The organism is Nocardia sp. A7 (assembly GCF_046549215.1).
Lineage (GTDB): Bacteria > Actinomycetota > Actinomycetes > Mycobacteriales > Mycobacteriaceae > Nocardia.
Genome location: NZ_JAJPWE010000007.1, coordinates 182,062 through 198,572, shown reverse-complemented (window position 1 = coordinate 198,572; position 16,511 = coordinate 182,062). Strand labels below are relative to the sequence as shown.

The window sequence follows — 16,511 nt, the reverse complement described above, 5'->3', positions numbered from 1 at the left end:
GAACGGGGGAGGTGGCAGCGTCTTCGCGTGGTTACCGTTCGGCGCATGTCCGAGCCGAGCACCGAAACCGAATCGACGGCCCCGCCCGCCGAATGGTCGATTCCGCGCGGCCTGATCGTGTTGTTGACGCTGGCCGCCGCCGTCGTCACCATCGGCGGGTTGAAAGCGTTCTCCGGCATCGTCGGCCCGGTCTTTCTGGCACTCATGCTCACCATCGCGGTGGCGCCGCTGCAGAGTTGGGCGCAGCAGCGCGGATGGCCCGCGTGGGCGGGGATGGCGGTGGCGCTCGTCGCGGTGGTGGCGATCATCGTCGGTATCGGTGGGGCGCTCGCACTGTCGGCCGTGCAGTTGGCCTCGCTGCTGCCGGAATACGCGGACAAGCTGGATTCGCTGCTCGACCATGCGCGCGGTTGGTTGTCGGACCTGGGCATCAGCACCGAGCAGATCCAGAATGTCCTCGGTGGTATAGACATCGGCAAGGCGGTGGGCGCCATCGAATTGCTGCTCGGCGGGGTCCTCGGGGTGTTCTCGAACCTGTTCTTCGTACTGGCGCTGCTGCTGTTCATGGCCGTCGACGGGATGACGATGGCCAAACGGATGGAGTTCGTCGCGCGGGAGCGGCCCGCTATCGCCAACGCGCTGATCTCCTTCGCCGCGGGCACTCGTAAGTACCTGATCGTGTCGACAGTGTTCGGCGCGATCGTCGCGGTGATCGACTGCGGTGCGCTGTGGTTGATGGGCGTACCGCTGCCGATCCTGTGGGGACTGCTGGCGTTCATCACCAACTACATCCCCAACATCGGCTTCGTCGTCGGCGTCATTCCGCCTGCGCTGCTCGCGCTGCTCGACAGCGGCCCGGTGCTGATGATCTGGGTGATCGTGGTCTATTCGGTGATCAACTTCGTGATCCAGTCGATCATCCAGCCCAAGTTCGTCGGTGACGCCGTCGGCCTCGGGGTCACCATTACCTTTCTGTCGCTGGTGTTCTGGGCGTGGGTGATCGGCGCGCTCGGCGCGCTACTGGCGATTCCGCTGACATTGCTGGTGAAGGCGCTGTTGATCGACATCGATCCGACGACGCGATGGGCGGATGTGTTGATCGGCGCGCCGATGGACAAGAAGACCGCGCCGCACAAGAAATCGGGCGAGTCCGCGGCCGTGGTGGACAGGGAATAGCCGTCAGGGTGAATCGGTTCACCGGAAAACCAGTGGATGTGGTCGTACCCGCTCCTTATCCTGGAAACATCGCATTTCGGGGGAGGACCCTTGACCATGAAGACCGCAACCGAGCAGCCCACCGAGCGACCCGACCTGGTCGCCTGGCGCCGCCGCCACGCCCTGCGCAGCTCATCCGCCGCCACCGCGGTACCCAGCGGACGTACCTACCGGCGCTCGTCCAAGCACCGTGATCGCAGGTACGACCGCTGAGCGATCAGGCCTCCGCCGCGTACCGGCGGATCGCCATCGGGACCGCGAGCGCGAACAGTACGGCGATCCAAGCGGTCGCCGCCATGACCGGATGCTGCATGGGCCAGGCTTCACCGGCCGCGTCGGGTAGGTCGGCGCCGAGCAGTTCGCGCAGTGCGGCCACGATGGCGCTCACCGGATTCCACTCCGCGATCGCCGCCACCACCGGTGGCATGCTCGCGGTCGGCACGAAGACATTCGAGAACATGATGGTGCCGAAGATCAGCGGAGCGATCTGCTGGAGCATCTGCTCGTCACGGATCGCCACGCCCAGCGCGATACCCAGCCACGACAGCGCGCAGCGGAAGGCGAGCAGCAGCGCGATCGCCACCGCCACCTCGCCGAGTGTGGCGTCGATCCGCCAGCCGAGCAGGTACCCGATGCCGGACATCAGCGCGAGCGCGACGACGCCGACCACCGTTTCGGCCATGGCGAATCCGGCAGGCGCGGCCGCGGGCGAGAGCGGCAGTGCGCGCAGACGATCGGTGAAGCCGCTGCGCAGGTCGGCATTCGCGGTCGACGCGGTCGACGTCAGACCCATGGCCGCGACCAGGACCAGCACGCCTGGCATCAGGTACGCGCGGTAGGCCGCGGCATCGCTGCCGCCGGCGAGCGCGCCACCGAAGACGAATCCGAACAGCAGCATCATGCCCAGCGGAGCGGCCAGGGTGATCGCGAACAGGCCGGGGGAGTTGCGGTAGTTCTGCAACACGCGCCCGAACAGCACCGCCGCACCGGTGAACACGGACACTGAACGGGTGTCGGTGGCGTTCATGCCCGCACCTCGCTGCCGCTCGTCTCCGACGCGACGCCGATCCGATCGCGACCGGTGAGCGCGAGGAAGGCATCGTCGAGAGTCGTTGCGCGGGTGCCGATGTCGCGCACGGCGATACCGGCGGCATCGAGCGAGCGCAGGACCTCGAGCAGTCCGGGTGCGTTCCCGGCGAAGGTGAACGACAGCTCCATCGGCGAATGTCGCTGTGTCGGTGAGGGATCCGGGGGTGAGCCGCCGAATCCGGCCAGCACCGCGGCGACCTCGTCGTAGTGACGCGGATCGTCGACGACCAGGTCGAGCCCGGCGGGCACGGCCGCCAGGATCTGGTCCGGCGTCCCGGCCGCGACGACCCGGCCCGCTTCCAGGATCGTGATCGCGTCGGCCAGGCGCTGCGCCTCGTCGAGATACTGGGTGGTGAGCAGCACGGTGGTCCCCTTGGCGACGAAATCGCGGACGTAGCGGTAGATCTCGTTGCGGCTGTGCGGGTCGAGCCCGGTGGTCGGCTCGTCGAGGAACAGCACGGCGGGGCGCACGATCATGCCCGCGACGATGTCGAGCCTGCGCCGCATGCCGCCCGAATAGGTGCGGACCACGCGATCTGCCGCCTCGGCCAGTTCGAACCGGTCGAGCAGTTCGCCCGCGTGCCGCCGGGCCGCGGCGGCACGAAAGCCGTTGAGACGGGCCAGCAACACCAGATTCTGCCGTCCGGTCAGCCGCGGGTCGACGGCGTGGAACTGACCGACCAGGCCGACCTGGCGCTTCGCGCTGTCGGCCTGGCGGACGGTGTCGAAACCGCAGATCGCGGCGCGGCCCGAGGTGGGCCGCGCCAGCGTCGCCAGCATGCGCACGGTGGTGGTCTTGCCCGAGCCGTTAGGGCCGAGCAAGGCGTGCACCTGGCCGGCCGGCACCCGCAGGTCCACCTTGTCCACCACGGTGTTCTTGCCATAGGTCCTGGTCAGTGCAGCGGCTTCGATGGCATACACGGTGATCTCCCTTCAATTGAGAACAGTGTTCGCAATTACACGATACGCATCTGCTAACGCTGTTCGCAACTAGGAATCTGGGGCATGCTGGCAGGTATGACGCAGACCGGATCGTCGTTGTGGTCGCGCGGCGCGGCGCCACGGCCGGGGCCGCGCCCGGCGTACACGCTCGATCAGCTCGCTGATGCGTGTGTGCGCCGCGCCGACGCGGGTGGGCTGCGGGCAGTTTCGATGCGCGGCGTGGCCGACGAACTCGGCACCGCGGCCGCCTCGCTGTATCGCTACGTCGACGGCAAGGACGACCTGATCGCCCTCATGGTCGACCGGGTGGCGGGGGAGTACCGGTATGCGGACCCGACCGGCGATGTCCGCGCCGATGTCCTCGCGCTGGCCGAGCAGTCCCGCGCGCTGCACCGCGCACACCCGTGGCTGGTCCATGCCACGCCGTCGAGCATGGGCCCGAATTCGGTGCGCTACCTGGACCGGATGGCGGGCGCGCTGGCGCCGACCGGACTCGACGCGGGCGCCATCATGATGGGTGTGGCGATGCTCTCGGGCTGGGGCGCGAACTTCGCCGCCCAGGAGACCGCGGGTCTGTCCGCCGGGGGTCTGGGTGGTGCGCTCGCGGCCTCGACCGGCGACCCGGCGCGCGACTATCCGAACCTGACCACGCTGTTCGGTGCCGCATCCGCCGGGGCGAGTATTTCGGTCGACAACGACGCGGTGTTCGTCGCGGGAATCGATACGCTGCTGTTCGGGATCCTGCCGCGCGCATAATCCGTTCCGCGACAAGTGAAGTCAGGGCAGTCGACCCCCCTCTCGCAGGGAGAGGCACGTCACCGAGTGCTGGTGTCAGCCGCGTGGGGTCACTGCGCGCGTCGCAGGATCACCAACGGCAACGGCTTGTCGACCTTGCTCTGGTAGTCGGCCAGCAACGGATTCTCCGCCAGTGCCCACGCCGCGAACTCCTCGTACCGCTCGCCGGTCAGCACATCGGCATTCGCCGCGAATTTCTCGCCGCCCAACTCGATCGTGACCCGGGGGTCAGCCTTGGCGTTGTGATACCAGGCCGGGTACTTGTCCTCCATGAACGAGCTCACGTACATCAGATCGTCGCGGTACAACGCACCCAACGGAACCACGTGCGGCTTACCGCTTTTGGCGCCCGTCGTCGTCAGCAGCAGCAACGTGGCGCCCGCATAGTCACCCCCGACCTTCCCGCTGTTCTCCCGGAACTCCGTGATGACCCCGTCGTTCCAGCCGGCCATCTCCTCCTCGGAGAACTCTTTGTTCCATGGAGCATCGGGGTCGTCGTAGGAGGCGGTTTTCTCGGCGTCCGCTGCGTTGGTGTCCATGCCTGCAGTGTGACACCGGGCACCGACAACTTTCGGCGTCAGCGCTCCGGGTCAGGTCGGGGGACGCAGCGCGGCGAATTCGTCGGTGACGCGGAGGCCGGAATCGGTGAAGCGGTAGAGGGCGGCGGGGCGACCGCCTGCTCGGCCGGAGGGTGCGGTGGCGCCGGTGGGGGTGATCACCTTGCGGCGGGTGAGGACTCGTTGGAGGTTGGTGGTGTCGACGTCGTAGCCGAGTGCGGCGCAATAGATTTCGCGCAGTGTCGACATGGTGAAGGTGGCGGGGGCGAGGGCGTAGGCGATGTTGGTGTAGGAGAGTTTGGCGGCAAGGCGGGTGCGGGCGTGGTCGACGACGGTGCGGTGGTCGAAGGACATGTCGGGCAGATGCGAGACCGGGTGCCAGGTGGTGTCGGACGGGAGTTCGGGTTCGGTGGTGAGGGGGACCAGACCGAGGTAGGCCGAGGCGATGCGGCGTGGGGCCGGGACGCGGTCGGGGTGGCTGAACACCGACAACTGTTCGAGGTGGTGCAGGTCGCGCACGTCGACCTTCTCGGCGAGTTGGCGCCGGGCGGAGGTGTCGAGGTCCTCGTCGTCGCGCAGTCGGCCGCCGGGTAGTGACCAGGTGCCTTTCTGTGGATCGAGCGCGCGTTCCCACAGCAGCACCGCCAGTTCGGGGTGCTTGGTGCCGCTACCTGCGGAAATGCGCGAGGAGAAGCGGCGAACCTGGAACACCGCGGTGAGTGATTCGTGGATGGTGTTACTATGGGGCACGTTTTCGATTATAAGTCGAAAACCTGGTTTGGTGCGAATCGCGGCGACGGAGCCGCTCGCACGAGGAAGGGAGCCACCATGGCGACGACGACTGCACAGCAGACGCTGATGGGTTCGGTGTTCGACGGACCCACGGGCTACGCGGGTGTCGAGGCGACGCCGGAATGGGCGCAGGAGGTGCGCCGCCTGGCGCGCGAACGCAATGCGACCATCCTCGCGCACAACTACCAGCTGCCCGAGATCCAGGACGTGGCCGACCATGTCGGCGACTCGCTGGCGCTCTCGCGCATCGCGGCCGAGGCCGAAGAGGACACCATCGTGTTCTGCGGCGTGCACTTCATGGCCGAGACCGCCAAGATCCTGAGCCCGGCCAAGACCGTGCTCATCCCGGACCAGCGTGCGGGCTGCTCGCTGGCCGACTCGATCTCGGCCGAGGAACTGCGCGCGTGGAAGGCCGAGCACCCCGACGCGATGGTGGTGTCGTACGTGAACACCACCGCCGAGGTGAAGGCGCTCACCGACATCTGCTGCACCTCCTCCAACGCCGTCGACGTGGTCGACTCGATCGACCCCGACCGTGAGGTGCTGTTCCTGCCCGACCAGTTCCTCGGCGCGCACGTCAAGCGCGAGACCGGCCGCGAGAACATGCACATCTGGGCGGGCGAGTGCCACGTGCACGCCGGCATCAACGGCGACGAACTCACCGAGCAGGCCCGCACCCACCCCGACGCCGAGCTGTTCGTGCACCCGGAGTGCGGTTGCGCCACCTCGGCGCTGTATCTGGCCGGCGAGGGCGCGTTCCCGGCCGAGCGGGTGCACATCCTGTCGACCGGCGGGATGATCGACGCGGCGAAGGCGTCGCGCTCGAGCCAAGTGCTGGTGGCGACCGAGATCGGCATGCTGCACCAGCTGCGCAAGGCCGCGCCCGGGATCGATTTCCAGGCCGTCAACGATCGCGCGTCCTGCAAGTACATGAAGATGATCACTCCGGCCGCGTTGCTGCGCTGCCTGGTCGAGGGTGCCGACGAGGTGCACGTGGACCTGGCGATGGCCGAGGCCGGGCGGGCGTCCGTGCAGCGGATGATCGCGATCGGCAACTCCGGTGGTGGAGAGTGACCGGCACCGTTCGGCCGAGACGGTAGGCGACCATGATGGTTTCCTGGGAGGCCGAGGTCGACCTGGTGGTCATCGGCGGTGGCGTCGCGGGTCTCACCGCGGCGCGGACGGCCTCGTTGCGTGGGCTGCGGGTGCTCATCCTCAGCAAAGGTGGCCCGACCGATACGTCGACGCAGTACGCGCAGGGTGGCATCGCAGTCGTTGCGCCCCAGGGTGATTCGGTCGATTCGCACGTGCGTGACACGGTCGAGGCCGGTGCCGGGTTGTGCGAGGTCGACGCGGTGCGCTCGATCGTCGAGGGCGGGCAGGCCGCGGTCGCCGCGCTGACCGACCTCGGTGCGGTGTTCGACCTCGGTCGCGACGGGCAGATCTCGCGTACCCGCGAGGGTGGACACAGCACGCGGCGCATCATTCACGCCGGTGGGGACGCTACCGGCGCCGAGGTGCAACGTGCGCTCAACGCGGCGGGGCTGCCTGTGTTGTTCGGTGCTGCCGCGCTGCGGGTGGTGACCGGCGCCGAGGGCGTCCAGGGTGTTGTCGCGGTGTCGGACAACGGGTTCGGTGTCGTCCACACACCCTCGGTGCTGCTGGCCACCGGTGGGCTCGGGCAGCTCTATGCGCCGAGTACGAATCCGCCCGGGGCGACCGGGGACGGCGTGGCGCTGGCGTTGTGGGCCGGAGCCGCGGTGGCCGATCTCGAATTCGTGCAGTTCCATCCGACGGTGTTGTACACCCCCGGCGGGGTCGGTAGGCGGCCCCTGATCAGCGAGGCGGTTCGTGGCGAAGGCGCGATACTCGTTGATTCCCAAGGGAACTCGGTGACCGCGGGTCTGCATCCTCGGGGTGACCTGGCACCGCGTGATGTGGTGTCGCGGGCGATCGCGGAGCGGATGCGAGCGCTTGGCACCGATCACGTCTTCCTCGACGCACGAGCGATCGAGGGATTCCCTCAGCGATTCCCGACGATCACCGCCTCGTGCCTGGCCGCGGGGATCGATCCTGCGGCGCAACTGATTCCGGTCGCGCCGGCCGCGCACTATCAATGCGGTGGGGTGCTGACCGATACGTACGGGCGGACCGATGTCGCGGGTCTCTACGCGGCGGGCGAGGTCGCCAGGACCGGGCTGCACGGTGCTAATCGGTTGGCCTCCAACAGCTTGTTGGAGGGGCTCGTGGTGGGTGAGCGGGCTGGTGCGGCGGCTGTCGAACGGGCCGGTGTCCGGGCGCGGGTCGATGACATTGCCTCGTGGACAGCGGAATTCGCTGATCGTTCGGTAGTGCAGCAGGCGATGACCGAGCACGCGTCCGTGGTGCGTGATGGCGCCGGACTGGCCGAGGCGCTGAGACGTATCGAGGTCGGGACGTCGGTGGCGCCGCTGCTCGACCCCGGTGCGGGTTCTGTCGCGTCCGGTCGGGGCGTTGTCGATGCGGCTCGGTCGGTCAGCAGTGCGGAATCGGTTGCGGCGGAGTCGGAATCGGTGGATGCAGTGCAGTATCTGCGGCGCATCGAGGACGCGGCGCTCACCGTGACGGCGCGGGCGCTGCTGCTGGCGGCGGCCGACCGGACCGAGAGTCGTGGTTGCCACACGCGTTCGGAGTATCCGGAAGCTGACGACCGGCAGCGGCACAGCGTCGTGATTCGTCTCGACGCGCACGGTGAACTCGAACTGTCCACTGTGGCAGTCGATGCCGAGCCTTTGGCAACTGGGATGCGGTGAGCGTGGGCCCTGCTGAAACCTGTTGTTGTTCAAGCAATTCCGGTGGAGCGAAAGTCCACCGCCCGATCGGCGCTGCGCACAGCCGCCCGAGAACAGGAGTGCAGTGATGGCTCTGGACACCACCCTCGACCGTGATGAGCTGCTGACGCTGATCCGGACCGCCCTCGACGAGGACCTGCGATACGGGCCCGACGTCACCACGGTCGCCACCGTCGGCGCAGACGCGGTGAGCAAGGCCTCGGTGGTCTCGCGCCAGCACGGCACCGTCGCCGGTCTGGATGTGGGACTGCTCGTGCTCGACGAGGTCCTCGGCGCGGGCACCTACGAGATCACCGCGCGTGTCGTCGACGGCACCCGGGTGGAGCCGGGCACCTCGGTGCTGAGCATCGTCGCCCCCACCCGCGGCCTGCTCACCGCCGAACGGACCATGCTCAACCTGGTTTGCCACCTGTCCGGGATCGCCACCGCCACCGCCGCCTGGGTCGACGAGGTCGAGGGCACCGAGTGCAAGATCCGCGACAGCCGGAAAACGCTGCCCGGTTTGCGCGCCTTGCAGAAGTACGCGGTCCGCGTCGGCGGCGGCGTCAACCATCGCATGGGGCTGGGCGACGCCGCGCTGATCAAGGACAACCACGTGGTCGCCGCGGGTTCGGTCGTCAACGCCCTGCGCGCGGTCCGCGAGTTGGCCCCGGATATCGCCTGCGAGGTCGAAGTCGACAGCCTCGAACAACTCGATGCGGTCCTGACCGAAAACGTCGAACTGGTCCTGCTCGACAACTTCCCCCTCTGGCAGACCCAGGCCGCCGTCCAGCGCCGCGATGCGACGGCTCCCACCACGAAACTCGAGTCCTCAGGCGGACTTTCCCTCGACCAAGCCGCCGAATACGCGGGCACCGGCGTCGACTACCTCGCCATCGGCGCCCTTACCCACTCTGTACGGGTACTCGACCTCGGGCTCGATATGTGAGAACTACCCGCGATCAACCACGGCATCCTGACCCCGCTCGGCGCCGGTCAGGCGGGCGACGGTGATCCGCGGCTGGGGATCAGGCGGTGAGTTCGCGTTGGAGGGGGGTACGGAAGCGGGGGATGGCTCGGACTTCGCCGAACCAGGTTGTGGTGCGGGCGATTTCGGCGTCGATCAGTTTCTCGGTGTCGGTGCCCACGTCTTCGAGTAGGCGGGTCACTACTTCGCCGTCGGGGCGTTGGGCCCAGCCGCCGACGATGCGGCCGTCGGCCCAGATGGAGGGGCCGATGTTGCCGTTGGTGTCGAACAGGGCGGGGGCGTGGGGGCCGAGGAACCAGGCTCGGGATTGCCAGCCCATGGGGGTGGGGTCGAGGGCGGGGAGTAGGGCAGCCCAGGGTTCGGGGGTGGGGACGGGGTCGAGGTCGTCGGCGAGGATCAAGCCGGGGGTGCCATCGAGGTCCACGTCGACCGTGTCGAGTTCTGCCAGGGCTTTTCGGACTTCTCCGAGGGTCCAGCCGGTCCACCATTTCAGATCGGTGATCGGCGCCGGACCGAAGGTGCGCAGCCACTGACGTACCAGCTCGACGCGGGCCTGCGCGGCGGGCAGTGGTGAAAACCCTTGGGGTAGCCAGGTTTCCACGGGAGCCCAGGTGTACTGGCTGCTGGTCCAGCTGCCGTTCGGACGGCCGCGCACGATCCGGCCCTCGGCGCCGAGCACCACGAGTACCCAGGTGGTGATGCTGGTCGGTTTGGAATAGGACTTTCCGGGAGCGGTATCGATTTGGGTCCGCAGGCGTGGCACGTCCTTGCTCAGCTGGACGCCCGTTGCCGCACCACGGGTCAGCAACGCCGCATGGGTCTCGGCTTCGACATCGGCCAGCCAACTCGAGATATCGCCGTCGACCACGCCTGCCTGTTCGATATAGCGGCCGTAGGTGCGGCGTTGCTTGTGAGCCAGCGCATCACAGGTGGACGCCTGCAGAACCGGCAGCAGTTCCGTCGGCGCGACGAACATCGTGCGACGCATGGCGAGCATCCGAACCAGAGCACGATCGTCGTACAGCGCCTTTTCCACATCGGCCGGAGTCAGATCGGTACCACGAGCGCCGACCGAGAGAAACACTGTCGCAGGGTCGGTGGCGTGCAGAACCACCATCGAGCGCGCGATGTCGACAGGGTCGGACGAGCGGGCCGACGCCACGAGACGATGCCTGATCGCCAGGCGGGCGCGACGCTGCGCGATATCGATCGAGAACATGACCGGGATGGTATGCGGCGGTACCGACAACCGCGCGTGACTTCCTGCACCCGGACGGCTCGACTCAGGCGCCGGCGATTTCGATGATGAAGATCGAGTTGCCGTCCGGATCGGTGAACGGTGCCTTCCTGCCTGCCGCGCCGTCCGGCCCGACGAGGATGAACGGTCCGGGATCGACACCTCGTGAAACGACGTCGGCCGTGACGGCGTTCAGGTCGGACACGGCGATGTTCACCAGAGCCTGACCGGCGTGCTCGGGATCGACCACGATGTAGACGAAGGCGGTGTCGCTCAGCTGCCACATCGCCTCGACGCCCGGCGTCACCACGAAGTCGGCCGCACGACCGAACAAGCGGCTGTACCAGCTGTCCGCCGCCACGAAATCGGTCACGGCCAGGCCGAAGAACAAGGAGTTGATGTCCATACCCATATGGACTACCTGAGGTCGGTGAATTCATCGCTGCTCTGAGTGCGAGGCACAGAACGTGGGCGGCTACCTCCCCGCCGCGATACTGCCGCCGGCGGCCGGATTCCTCGGCGATGCGGCGGGCTGGCCACGGCGACAACGGTGTTCGCGGTCGTCGTGGCAGCCGCCGCCTCGCGGGTATGACTTTCGCGCTGCGTCGAGGTGCGGGACTGGATCGCGGCGCGCGCTGCTGAACGCGACCGTGCGTAGTGTCCATTTTGTACAGACTGCGCGGTGGTCGATTTCGTCACCGGGCGTGAATCTCGTTGCTATCGTCCGCTCATGAACGCAGCGCCACCGGTTGTTACTGCGGCTGAGCTGGGGGTGGACGATGAGGAGCGGCCCGCACGGGTGCTCTCCGGATTTCCCGAGCGGCTGGTCGGTGTTGTCGCGCTCGGGCTCGCGCTGTTGTCGGTGTGGCAGGTGTTTCGGCCGTTGGCGCAGGGGAGTCAGTACTACCTGGTCATCTTTCTGGCTGTCGGGCTGCCGCTGGTGTACCTGAGTTATCGGTCGTGGTGGGGGCGGCTGGATCGGGCTGACGGGCCCTCGGTGCTGGACTGGGTGCTGGCCGGGATCACCCTGGTGGTGTGTCTGTATCCGGTGTTGCCGATTCGGATCGGTGACGCGGGTGGGGGATATGACGCGTTTCTCGATCGGCAGGGGATGCTGGCGCCGCTCGATGTGGTGATGGGCGGGCTGCTGTTGGTGCTCGTGCTCGAGGCGTGCCGGCGGACCACCGGGGTGATCTTGCCGGTGGTGTGTCTGGTGTTTCTCGGGTACGGGTATTACGGCGGGCTGTTGCCGCAGGATTGGTCGATCGCGCACGCGGGGCTCGATATCGATCAGATCGTCGACGCGCTGTACAACTCCGGCAGTGGCTTCTACGGCACACCGTTGGACGTGGCCGCCAGTTACATCGTGTTGTTCACGCTGTACGGGGCGGTGCTCGAATTCTCCGGTGCCGCAAGATTCTTCGTCGATCTGTCGGTGTCGCTGTTCCGTCGCTCGCACAGCGCGGCCGGGCGCACGGCGGTGGCGTCAGGGTTTCTGCTCGGGACCGTGTCGGGGTCGGGGACCGCGACCGCGGTGAGCACCGGCGCGGTGACCTGGCCGATTCTGCGTAAGGCAGGCTACCGGCCCGAACAGGCAGGTGGAATGCTCGCGGCGGCGGGTGTCGGTGCGATTCTGTCGCCGCCGACGCTGGGTGTCGCGGCATTCATCGTCGCCGAATATCTCGACGTGACGTATGTGACGGTGCTCGGCTGGGCACTGATCCCGACGCTGCTGTACTACCTCGGCATCCTGCTGTCGGTCGAGATCGACGCGCGCCGCATCCATGCGGACGGGCGCGCGCCCGCGGACCTGGCCGACGGGCCGCTGCCGACGCCGTGGTGGAAACTGCTGGGGCGCTTCGGATATCACTTCTCATCGTTGATCGTGATCGTCGTGCTGTTGCTCGTCGGAGTGAGTGCCACGCGCGCTGTCGTCTACGCCACCGTCCTGGCGCTGCTGCTGGCCATTCCGGATCGGATGCTGCGCAGGTCGGCCGGGGCAGACACCGCGCCCCCGACTGTCGGCCTGGCGAAACATCCTGCCGCACAGGATGTGCCGGGCGCTTCGGCCGCCGAACAGGCACCGGCCTCCACCGATACGCCGACCGGGGCCATGCGTCCGGTCTCCCACGCGGACGACATGACCTCCGCCGCCGGGGCGGACACGCCGGGTCGATACCGCTGGACGCGAAAGACCGTGACGCAGTTCGTGATCGAGGCCTTGCGGTCCCTCTCCCTCGGTATGCGCTCGGCTCTGCCCGTGATCGCGGTGTGTGCGGCGGCGGGCGTGATCACCGCGATGACCACCAAGACCGGACTCGGTGCGCAACTGGCCGCGCTGCTGGTCAAGGCCGGATCGGCACTGTCGGATGATCCCGCGGTCGTCCTGGCCACCACGGCGGTGCTGGCGGCGATCGCGTTGTCGCTGCTCGGCTTGGCGGTCCCGGTGACGGCGTCGTTCGTGATCGGCTGGGTCATCATCGGGCCCGCACTGCTCGACCTGCACGTCGCCGCGCCCGCCGCCGCCATGTTCGTCTTCTACTTCTCGGTGCTCTCGGAAGTGACACCGCCGACCGCCCTGGCCGCCGTCGGTGCGGCGGCGGTGACCGGCGCGAAAGCCATGCCCACCATGTGGCACGCCCTGCGCTACGCGCTGCCTGCCTTCCTGGTGCCACTGATGTTCGTGCTCACCGACTCCGGGCAGCACCTGCTCGGGCGCGGTGCGGTGCTCGACGTGCTGTGGGTCACCGCGGCCGCCTGTGTCGGTGTCGCGGCGCTGGCGGCGGCGACCGGTGGCTGGCTGTTCGGGATCGGCGCCATCGGACCGATTCCGCGCGGGCTCGCCGCCGCGGCAGGTCTGACCTTGCTGTACCCGGATCCGCTCGCCACCGGTATCGGGCTCGGGTTGCTGGTCGTCGCCGTGCTGGCGGGACTCGTCGACCGGGTACGGAGAACATCCACGGGCACACCGTGATGCACAGAAATCGACAGGCGGCGTCGCCGTCGACGAGAGGGGACCTGATGGTCAAACGTATTGTCGCCGTGGTCGCGGTCACCGCCGCTGTCACGCTGCTCACCGGATGTGGAGGTGGCCGCCAAGACACCCCGACCGCCGACGCGGGCGGTGAGGTGACCTGTGAAGTGAAGCAGGACACCAGGATCGGCATCGCCACCGGCAACGCGACCGGCGTGTACTTCGCGCTCGGCAACGCCTACGCCGAGCAGATCTCGGCCGCCACCGGTGGCACGGTCAAGGCCACCGCGGCCGAAACCGGTGCCTCGGTGCAGAACATCCAGCAGGTCGTCGGCGGCACCTACCAGGTCGGCTTCTCGCTCGCCGACTCCGCGGCCGACGCGGTCGCGGGCAAGGGCAGCTTCACCACCGCACAGCCGATCCGCGCACTGGCCCGGCTCTACGACAACTACACCCAGGTCATCGTGCGCACCGACGCAGGCATCAACTCACTGGCCGATCTGCGCGGCAAACGGGTCTCCACCGGCTCGCCCAAATCGGGCACCGAGGTGATCGCCCAGCGCGTGCTGCAGGCCGCCGGGCTCAACCCCGACAGCGACGTGTCCGCCCAGCGCCTCGACCTGACCAAGACCGTCGACGGGCTCAAGGACGGTTCCATCGACGCCATGTTCTGGTCCGGGGGTCTGCCGACGCCCGGCATCACCGACCTGTTCACCACCGCCAAGGACAAGGTCCGCTTCCTCGACATCACCGGGGTGCTGCCGAAACTGAAGGAGATCAACCCGGTCTACGAGGCGGGGTCGATCCCGGCCGCCACCTACGGCCTGTCCGCCGACGCGCCGACCATCGTGGTGCCCAACCTGCTCGTCGTCCGCGAGGACCTCGACGCGAACCTGGCCTGCGTGCTCACCGAGACGCTGCTGGACCGCAAACCCCAACTGGAACAGGCGAACCCGGCCGCCAAGGGGATCAACGCCGATACGGCGAGCAAGACGGCGCCGGTGCAGTTGCACCGTGGGTCGGAGGCCGCGCTGCGCTGATACCGGAACGGTCAACTCGACCGAGGGTCGGTGCGGGCGCGCGTCGAGGTGCTGGACCCGCGTCGTGAGGTGACGGACAATCTCGGCATGAAGCGGGTCGGGGTCCTGGTCGCGGTGTCAGCTTTGCTCGCGGTGCTGTCCGCGGTCGGGCCCGCCGTGCGCGCGCAATCGACGTGCACGGCGGGCGTCGACCTGCGACAGGTCGCGATCACGGTGGACGGCGAGCGGGCGACCGGTCGCGTGTACGAGCCGTACCGCTGTGTACCGGGTGATATCTCGGCGACGAAACTGGTGGTCGCGGTGCACGGGCACGGTGGTTCGTCGGCCGATTTCGCGCCGTACATGACCGCGCTGGCGCGCACGGGTGGGTCGCCCATCCTGCTGATGGACCTGCGCAGCGCCGACGGACCGTGGCGCACCGGCGACTGGAATCTGTGGGCGGGCTGGCACGACCTGGTGGCGGCGACACAGTGGTATCGCGGCGAGCATCCCGGTATCGCGTCCACCGTGCTGTGGGGATGGAGTCAGGGCGGCATCACCAGCGGGCTCGCGGTGGCACACGGCCCGCCCGGACTCTTCGATTACTGGGTCGACAACTACGGTCCCGCCGACGATTTCACCATGTGGGCGGCGAGTGGGTCGGTGAATCCCGCCCTGCCGCGCCAGATCGAACGGGACGCGGGCGGCTGCACACCGATGATCTGTCCGCTCGCCTATGTCGACCGTTCGCCCGCGCTGCTCGCCGACCGGATGACCATGCGCAGAGCCTTCCTGATCCACGGCACCGCCGATGCCATCGTGCCGTTCGCCACCAGCGTGGAACTGCGTGCGGCGCTGACCGCGGCGGGGAAGCCGTTCTCCTTCTACACCGTGGTCAGCGGGCGTGATCTGACCGGCGCGATCGTCCCCGGTGATCACTCCGTCGGGCCTGCGCTGTTCGAGGGCGGGTGTGTGGTGCTGCGGCTGCTCGCGGGCACCGAGCCGCTCGCGCCGCAGGTCAGTGACTATGTCGTCGACGTCGGGAACGGCCTGGTCACCGCCCCTGCGGCGCCCGCGGGCGCGAAGTGCGCGGCCTGAGTCGCTCGGGAACAACGGTCGGCGTGGTGCGGTTGTGCGAACAGACACCGACGGAACGAGGACGCGATGACCGACCAAGTGCCCGACGACCACGGCTGGCAGGGCGCCGAGCTGGATCTGGACGCTTATCTGGCCAGAATCGGCTACGACGGGCCACGCGCCGCGTCGGTCGACACCCTGCGCGCCCTGGTGCGCGCCCACACGACCACCATCCCCTTCGAGAATCTCGAGATCATCCTCGGTCGCGGCATTCCACTCGATCTGAATTCCCTGCAGGACAAGCTGGTCCGGCGCCGTCGCGGTGGGTACTGCTACGAGAATGTCGCGATCTTCGCCGCCGCACTCGAACGGCTCGGGTTCGGTGTCACCGGACTCAGCGGCCGGGTCACCTACGGAGTCGCCGACACCGGCGTGCTCCGACCCGCCACGCACGCACTGCTGCGCGTGAGCACCCCTGACGACGACCGCGTCTGGATCTGCGATGTCGGGTTCGGCTTCGGACCCCTGGCACCGTTCGAATTGGTGGACAGCGCAGGCGAATTCGCACTCGGTGATTGGCGCTACCGGCTCGAACGCCGGGCGCAGGAGTGGGTGCTGTTCCAGTTCGGCCGCGACGGCTGGATCGACCGCTACACCTTCACCGAGAACCCGCAGTTCCGTATCGACTACGCGGTCGGCAACCACTTCGTGTCGACCTCACCACGGTCGCCGTTCACCACCCGGCCCTTCCTCCAGCGATTCCTGCCCGATGTCCACCACGTGCTCGATGACCTGACGTTGACCGCGGAATACCCGGACGGCACCTCGACTTCGCGTGATCTCGACCCCACCGAGCTGACCAAGATTCTGGCCGAGATCTTCGATATCGACCTCGCCGACACCGACGCCACCAGCCTCGCGGCCACTCCCTGGCGAACGCAGTAGGACCCGCCCCGCACGGCATGGCGGTTTGCTTCCTGGATGTCGCTACGGCAAATTGATGGTTACTTGCCGGG

The 16,511-nt window shown here is 68.0% G+C and carries 16 protein-coding genes; 10 read left to right on the top strand and 6 right to left on the bottom strand.

Annotation, left to right across the window (positions count from 1 at the left end; translation table 11 throughout):
- Positions 1-45 precede the first annotated feature (45 nt).
- Both ACLJPD_RS30920 and ACLJPD_RS30915 read left to right on the top strand, forming a co-directional pair.
- Positions 46-1,176: an AI-2E family transporter gene (locus ACLJPD_RS30920; protein ID WP_410876848.1), complete on the top strand. Its 1,131-nt coding sequence runs from the start codon at positions 46-48 to the stop codon at positions 1,174-1,176.
- A 96-nt stretch (positions 1,177-1,272) separates the two neighbouring features.
- Entirely contained in the window at positions 1,273-1,428 is a 156-nt protein-coding gene (locus ACLJPD_RS30915; protein WP_410876846.1) for a hypothetical protein, read from the top strand.
- Positions 1,429-1,432: 4 nt separating this feature from the next.
- Here ACLJPD_RS30915 and ACLJPD_RS30910 read toward each other — a convergent pair whose 3' ends face one another.
- Complete coding sequence (locus tag ACLJPD_RS30910; protein WP_410876844.1) at positions 1,433-2,242, bottom strand: ABC transporter permease; 810 nt, start codon at positions 2,240-2,242, stop codon at positions 1,433-1,435.
- Positions 2,239-3,225, bottom strand: coding sequence for an ATP-binding cassette domain-containing protein (locus ACLJPD_RS30905; protein ID WP_410876842.1), 987 nt, complete (start codon positions 3,223-3,225; stop codon positions 2,239-2,241). The genes ACLJPD_RS30910 and ACLJPD_RS30905 overlap by 4 nt, the downstream gene beginning before the upstream one ends.
- 96 nt (positions 3,226-3,321) lie before the next feature.
- On the opposite strand from ACLJPD_RS30905, the gene ACLJPD_RS30900 reads away from it, so the two are divergent.
- Positions 3,322-4,002 carry a TetR/AcrR family transcriptional regulator gene (locus ACLJPD_RS30900; protein ID WP_410876840.1) on the top strand — a complete coding sequence of 227 codons (681 nt, stop codon included), beginning with the start codon at positions 3,322-3,324 and terminating at the stop codon, positions 4,000-4,002.
- A gap of 89 nt (positions 4,003-4,091) precedes the next feature.
- Here the strand turns inward: ACLJPD_RS30900 and ACLJPD_RS30895 are convergent, their stop codons facing one another.
- Positions 4,092-4,580: a nitroreductase/quinone reductase family protein gene (locus tag ACLJPD_RS30895; RefSeq protein ID WP_410876839.1), complete on the bottom strand. Its 489-nt coding sequence runs from the start codon at positions 4,578-4,580 to the stop codon at positions 4,092-4,094.
- Positions 4,581-4,631: 51 nt separating this feature from the next.
- Complete coding sequence (locus ACLJPD_RS30890) at positions 4,632-5,348, bottom strand: NUDIX hydrolase (RefSeq protein ID WP_410876837.1); 717 nt, start codon at positions 5,346-5,348, stop codon at positions 4,632-4,634.
- Positions 5,349-5,426: 78 nt separating this feature from the next.
- Between ACLJPD_RS30890 and nadA the strand changes: the two genes are divergently transcribed.
- From nadA to nadC, 3 genes are all read left to right on the top strand, one after another.
- On the top strand, positions 5,427-6,464 hold the full coding sequence (gene nadA, locus ACLJPD_RS30885) for a quinolinate synthase NadA (RefSeq protein WP_410876835.1): 1,038 nt from the start codon (positions 5,427-5,429) through the stop codon (positions 6,462-6,464).
- 35 nt (positions 6,465-6,499) lie between these two features.
- Positions 6,500-8,182 (top strand): L-aspartate oxidase, encoded by a 1,683-nt coding sequence (locus ACLJPD_RS30880; RefSeq protein ID WP_410876834.1) that lies wholly within the window; start codon positions 6,500-6,502, stop codon positions 8,180-8,182.
- 106 nt (positions 8,183-8,288) lie between these two features.
- Entirely contained in the window at positions 8,289-9,149 is an 861-nt protein-coding gene (nadC, locus tag ACLJPD_RS30875) for a carboxylating nicotinate-nucleotide diphosphorylase (protein WP_410876832.1), read from the top strand.
- Positions 9,150-9,228: 79 nt separating this feature from the next.
- On the opposite strand, the gene ACLJPD_RS30870 is transcribed toward nadC, so the two are convergent.
- Both ACLJPD_RS30870 and ACLJPD_RS30865 read right to left on the bottom strand, forming a co-directional pair.
- Positions 9,229-10,407: a winged helix DNA-binding domain-containing protein gene (locus ACLJPD_RS30870; RefSeq protein ID WP_410876830.1), complete on the bottom strand. Its 1,179-nt coding sequence runs from the start codon at positions 10,405-10,407 to the stop codon at positions 9,229-9,231.
- A 64-nt stretch (positions 10,408-10,471) separates the two neighbouring features.
- A complete protein-coding gene (locus tag ACLJPD_RS30865) occupies positions 10,472-10,831 on the bottom strand; it encodes a VOC family protein (RefSeq protein WP_410876828.1) in 360 nt (119 codons plus the stop codon).
- 324 nt (positions 10,832-11,155) lie between these two features.
- On the opposite strand from ACLJPD_RS30865, the gene ACLJPD_RS30860 reads away from it, so the two are divergent.
- The 4 genes from ACLJPD_RS30860 (at position 11,156) to ACLJPD_RS30845 (ending at position 16,440) form a co-directional block, all read left to right on the top strand.
- Positions 11,156-13,399 (top strand): TRAP transporter permease, encoded by a 2,244-nt coding sequence (locus ACLJPD_RS30860; protein ID WP_410876826.1) that lies wholly within the window; start codon positions 11,156-11,158, stop codon positions 13,397-13,399.
- Positions 13,400-13,446: 47 nt separating this feature from the next.
- Positions 13,447-14,439: a TAXI family TRAP transporter solute-binding subunit gene (locus ACLJPD_RS30855; RefSeq protein WP_410876825.1), complete on the top strand. Its 993-nt coding sequence runs from the start codon at positions 13,447-13,449 to the stop codon at positions 14,437-14,439.
- Between the two features lie 87 nt (positions 14,440-14,526).
- The gene (locus tag ACLJPD_RS30850) at positions 14,527-15,516 is read left to right on the top strand and encodes an alpha/beta hydrolase family protein (RefSeq protein ID WP_410876823.1); all 990 of its coding nucleotides are present in this window, start codon (positions 14,527-14,529) and stop codon (positions 15,514-15,516) included.
- A 66-nt stretch (positions 15,517-15,582) separates the two neighbouring features.
- On the top strand, positions 15,583-16,440 hold the full coding sequence (locus tag ACLJPD_RS30845) for an arylamine N-acetyltransferase family protein (protein WP_410876821.1): 858 nt from the start codon (positions 15,583-15,585) through the stop codon (positions 16,438-16,440).
- Positions 16,441-16,511: the final 71 nt, after the last annotated feature.

What these genes read in the sequence shown, in the direction of transcription:
- ACLJPD_RS30915 (WP_410876846.1), top strand. Translation starts at nt 1,273, where the DNA reads ATGAAGACCGCAACCGAGCAGCCCACCGAGCGACCCGACCTGGTCGCC.
- ACLJPD_RS30870 (WP_410876830.1), bottom strand. Translation starts at nt 10,407, where the DNA reads ATGTTCTCGATCGATATCGCGCAGCGTCGCGCCCGCCTGGCGATCAGG.
- ACLJPD_RS30910 (WP_410876844.1), bottom strand. Translation starts at nt 2,242, where the DNA reads ATGAACGCCACCGACACCCGTTCAGTGTCCGTGTTCACCGGTGCGGCG.
- ACLJPD_RS30900 (WP_410876840.1), top strand. Translation starts at nt 3,322, where the DNA reads ATGACGCAGACCGGATCGTCGTTGTGGTCGCGCGGCGCGGCGCCACGG.
- nadC (WP_410876832.1), top strand. Translation starts at nt 8,289, where the DNA reads ATGGCTCTGGACACCACCCTCGACCGTGATGAGCTGCTGACGCTGATC.
- ACLJPD_RS30850 (WP_410876823.1), top strand. Translation starts at nt 14,527, where the DNA reads ATGAAGCGGGTCGGGGTCCTGGTCGCGGTGTCAGCTTTGCTCGCGGTG.
- nadA (WP_410876835.1), top strand. Translation starts at nt 5,427, where the DNA reads ATGGCGACGACGACTGCACAGCAGACGCTGATGGGTTCGGTGTTCGAC.
- ACLJPD_RS30865 (WP_410876828.1), bottom strand. Translation starts at nt 10,831, where the DNA reads ATGGACATCAACTCCTTGTTCTTCGGCCTGGCCGTGACCGATTTCGTG.
- ACLJPD_RS30895 (WP_410876839.1), bottom strand. Translation starts at nt 4,580, where the DNA reads ATGGACACCAACGCAGCGGACGCCGAGAAAACCGCCTCCTACGACGAC.
- ACLJPD_RS30920 (WP_410876848.1), top strand. Translation starts at nt 46, where the DNA reads ATGTCCGAGCCGAGCACCGAAACCGAATCGACGGCCCCGCCCGCCGAA.
- ACLJPD_RS30855 (WP_410876825.1), top strand. Translation starts at nt 13,447, where the DNA reads ATGGTCAAACGTATTGTCGCCGTGGTCGCGGTCACCGCCGCTGTCACG.
- ACLJPD_RS30845 (WP_410876821.1), top strand. Translation starts at nt 15,583, where the DNA reads ATGACCGACCAAGTGCCCGACGACCACGGCTGGCAGGGCGCCGAGCTG.
- ACLJPD_RS30880 (WP_410876834.1), top strand. Translation starts at nt 6,500, where the DNA reads ATGGTTTCCTGGGAGGCCGAGGTCGACCTGGTGGTCATCGGCGGTGGC.
- ACLJPD_RS30860 (WP_410876826.1), top strand. Translation starts at nt 11,156, where the DNA reads ATGAACGCAGCGCCACCGGTTGTTACTGCGGCTGAGCTGGGGGTGGAC.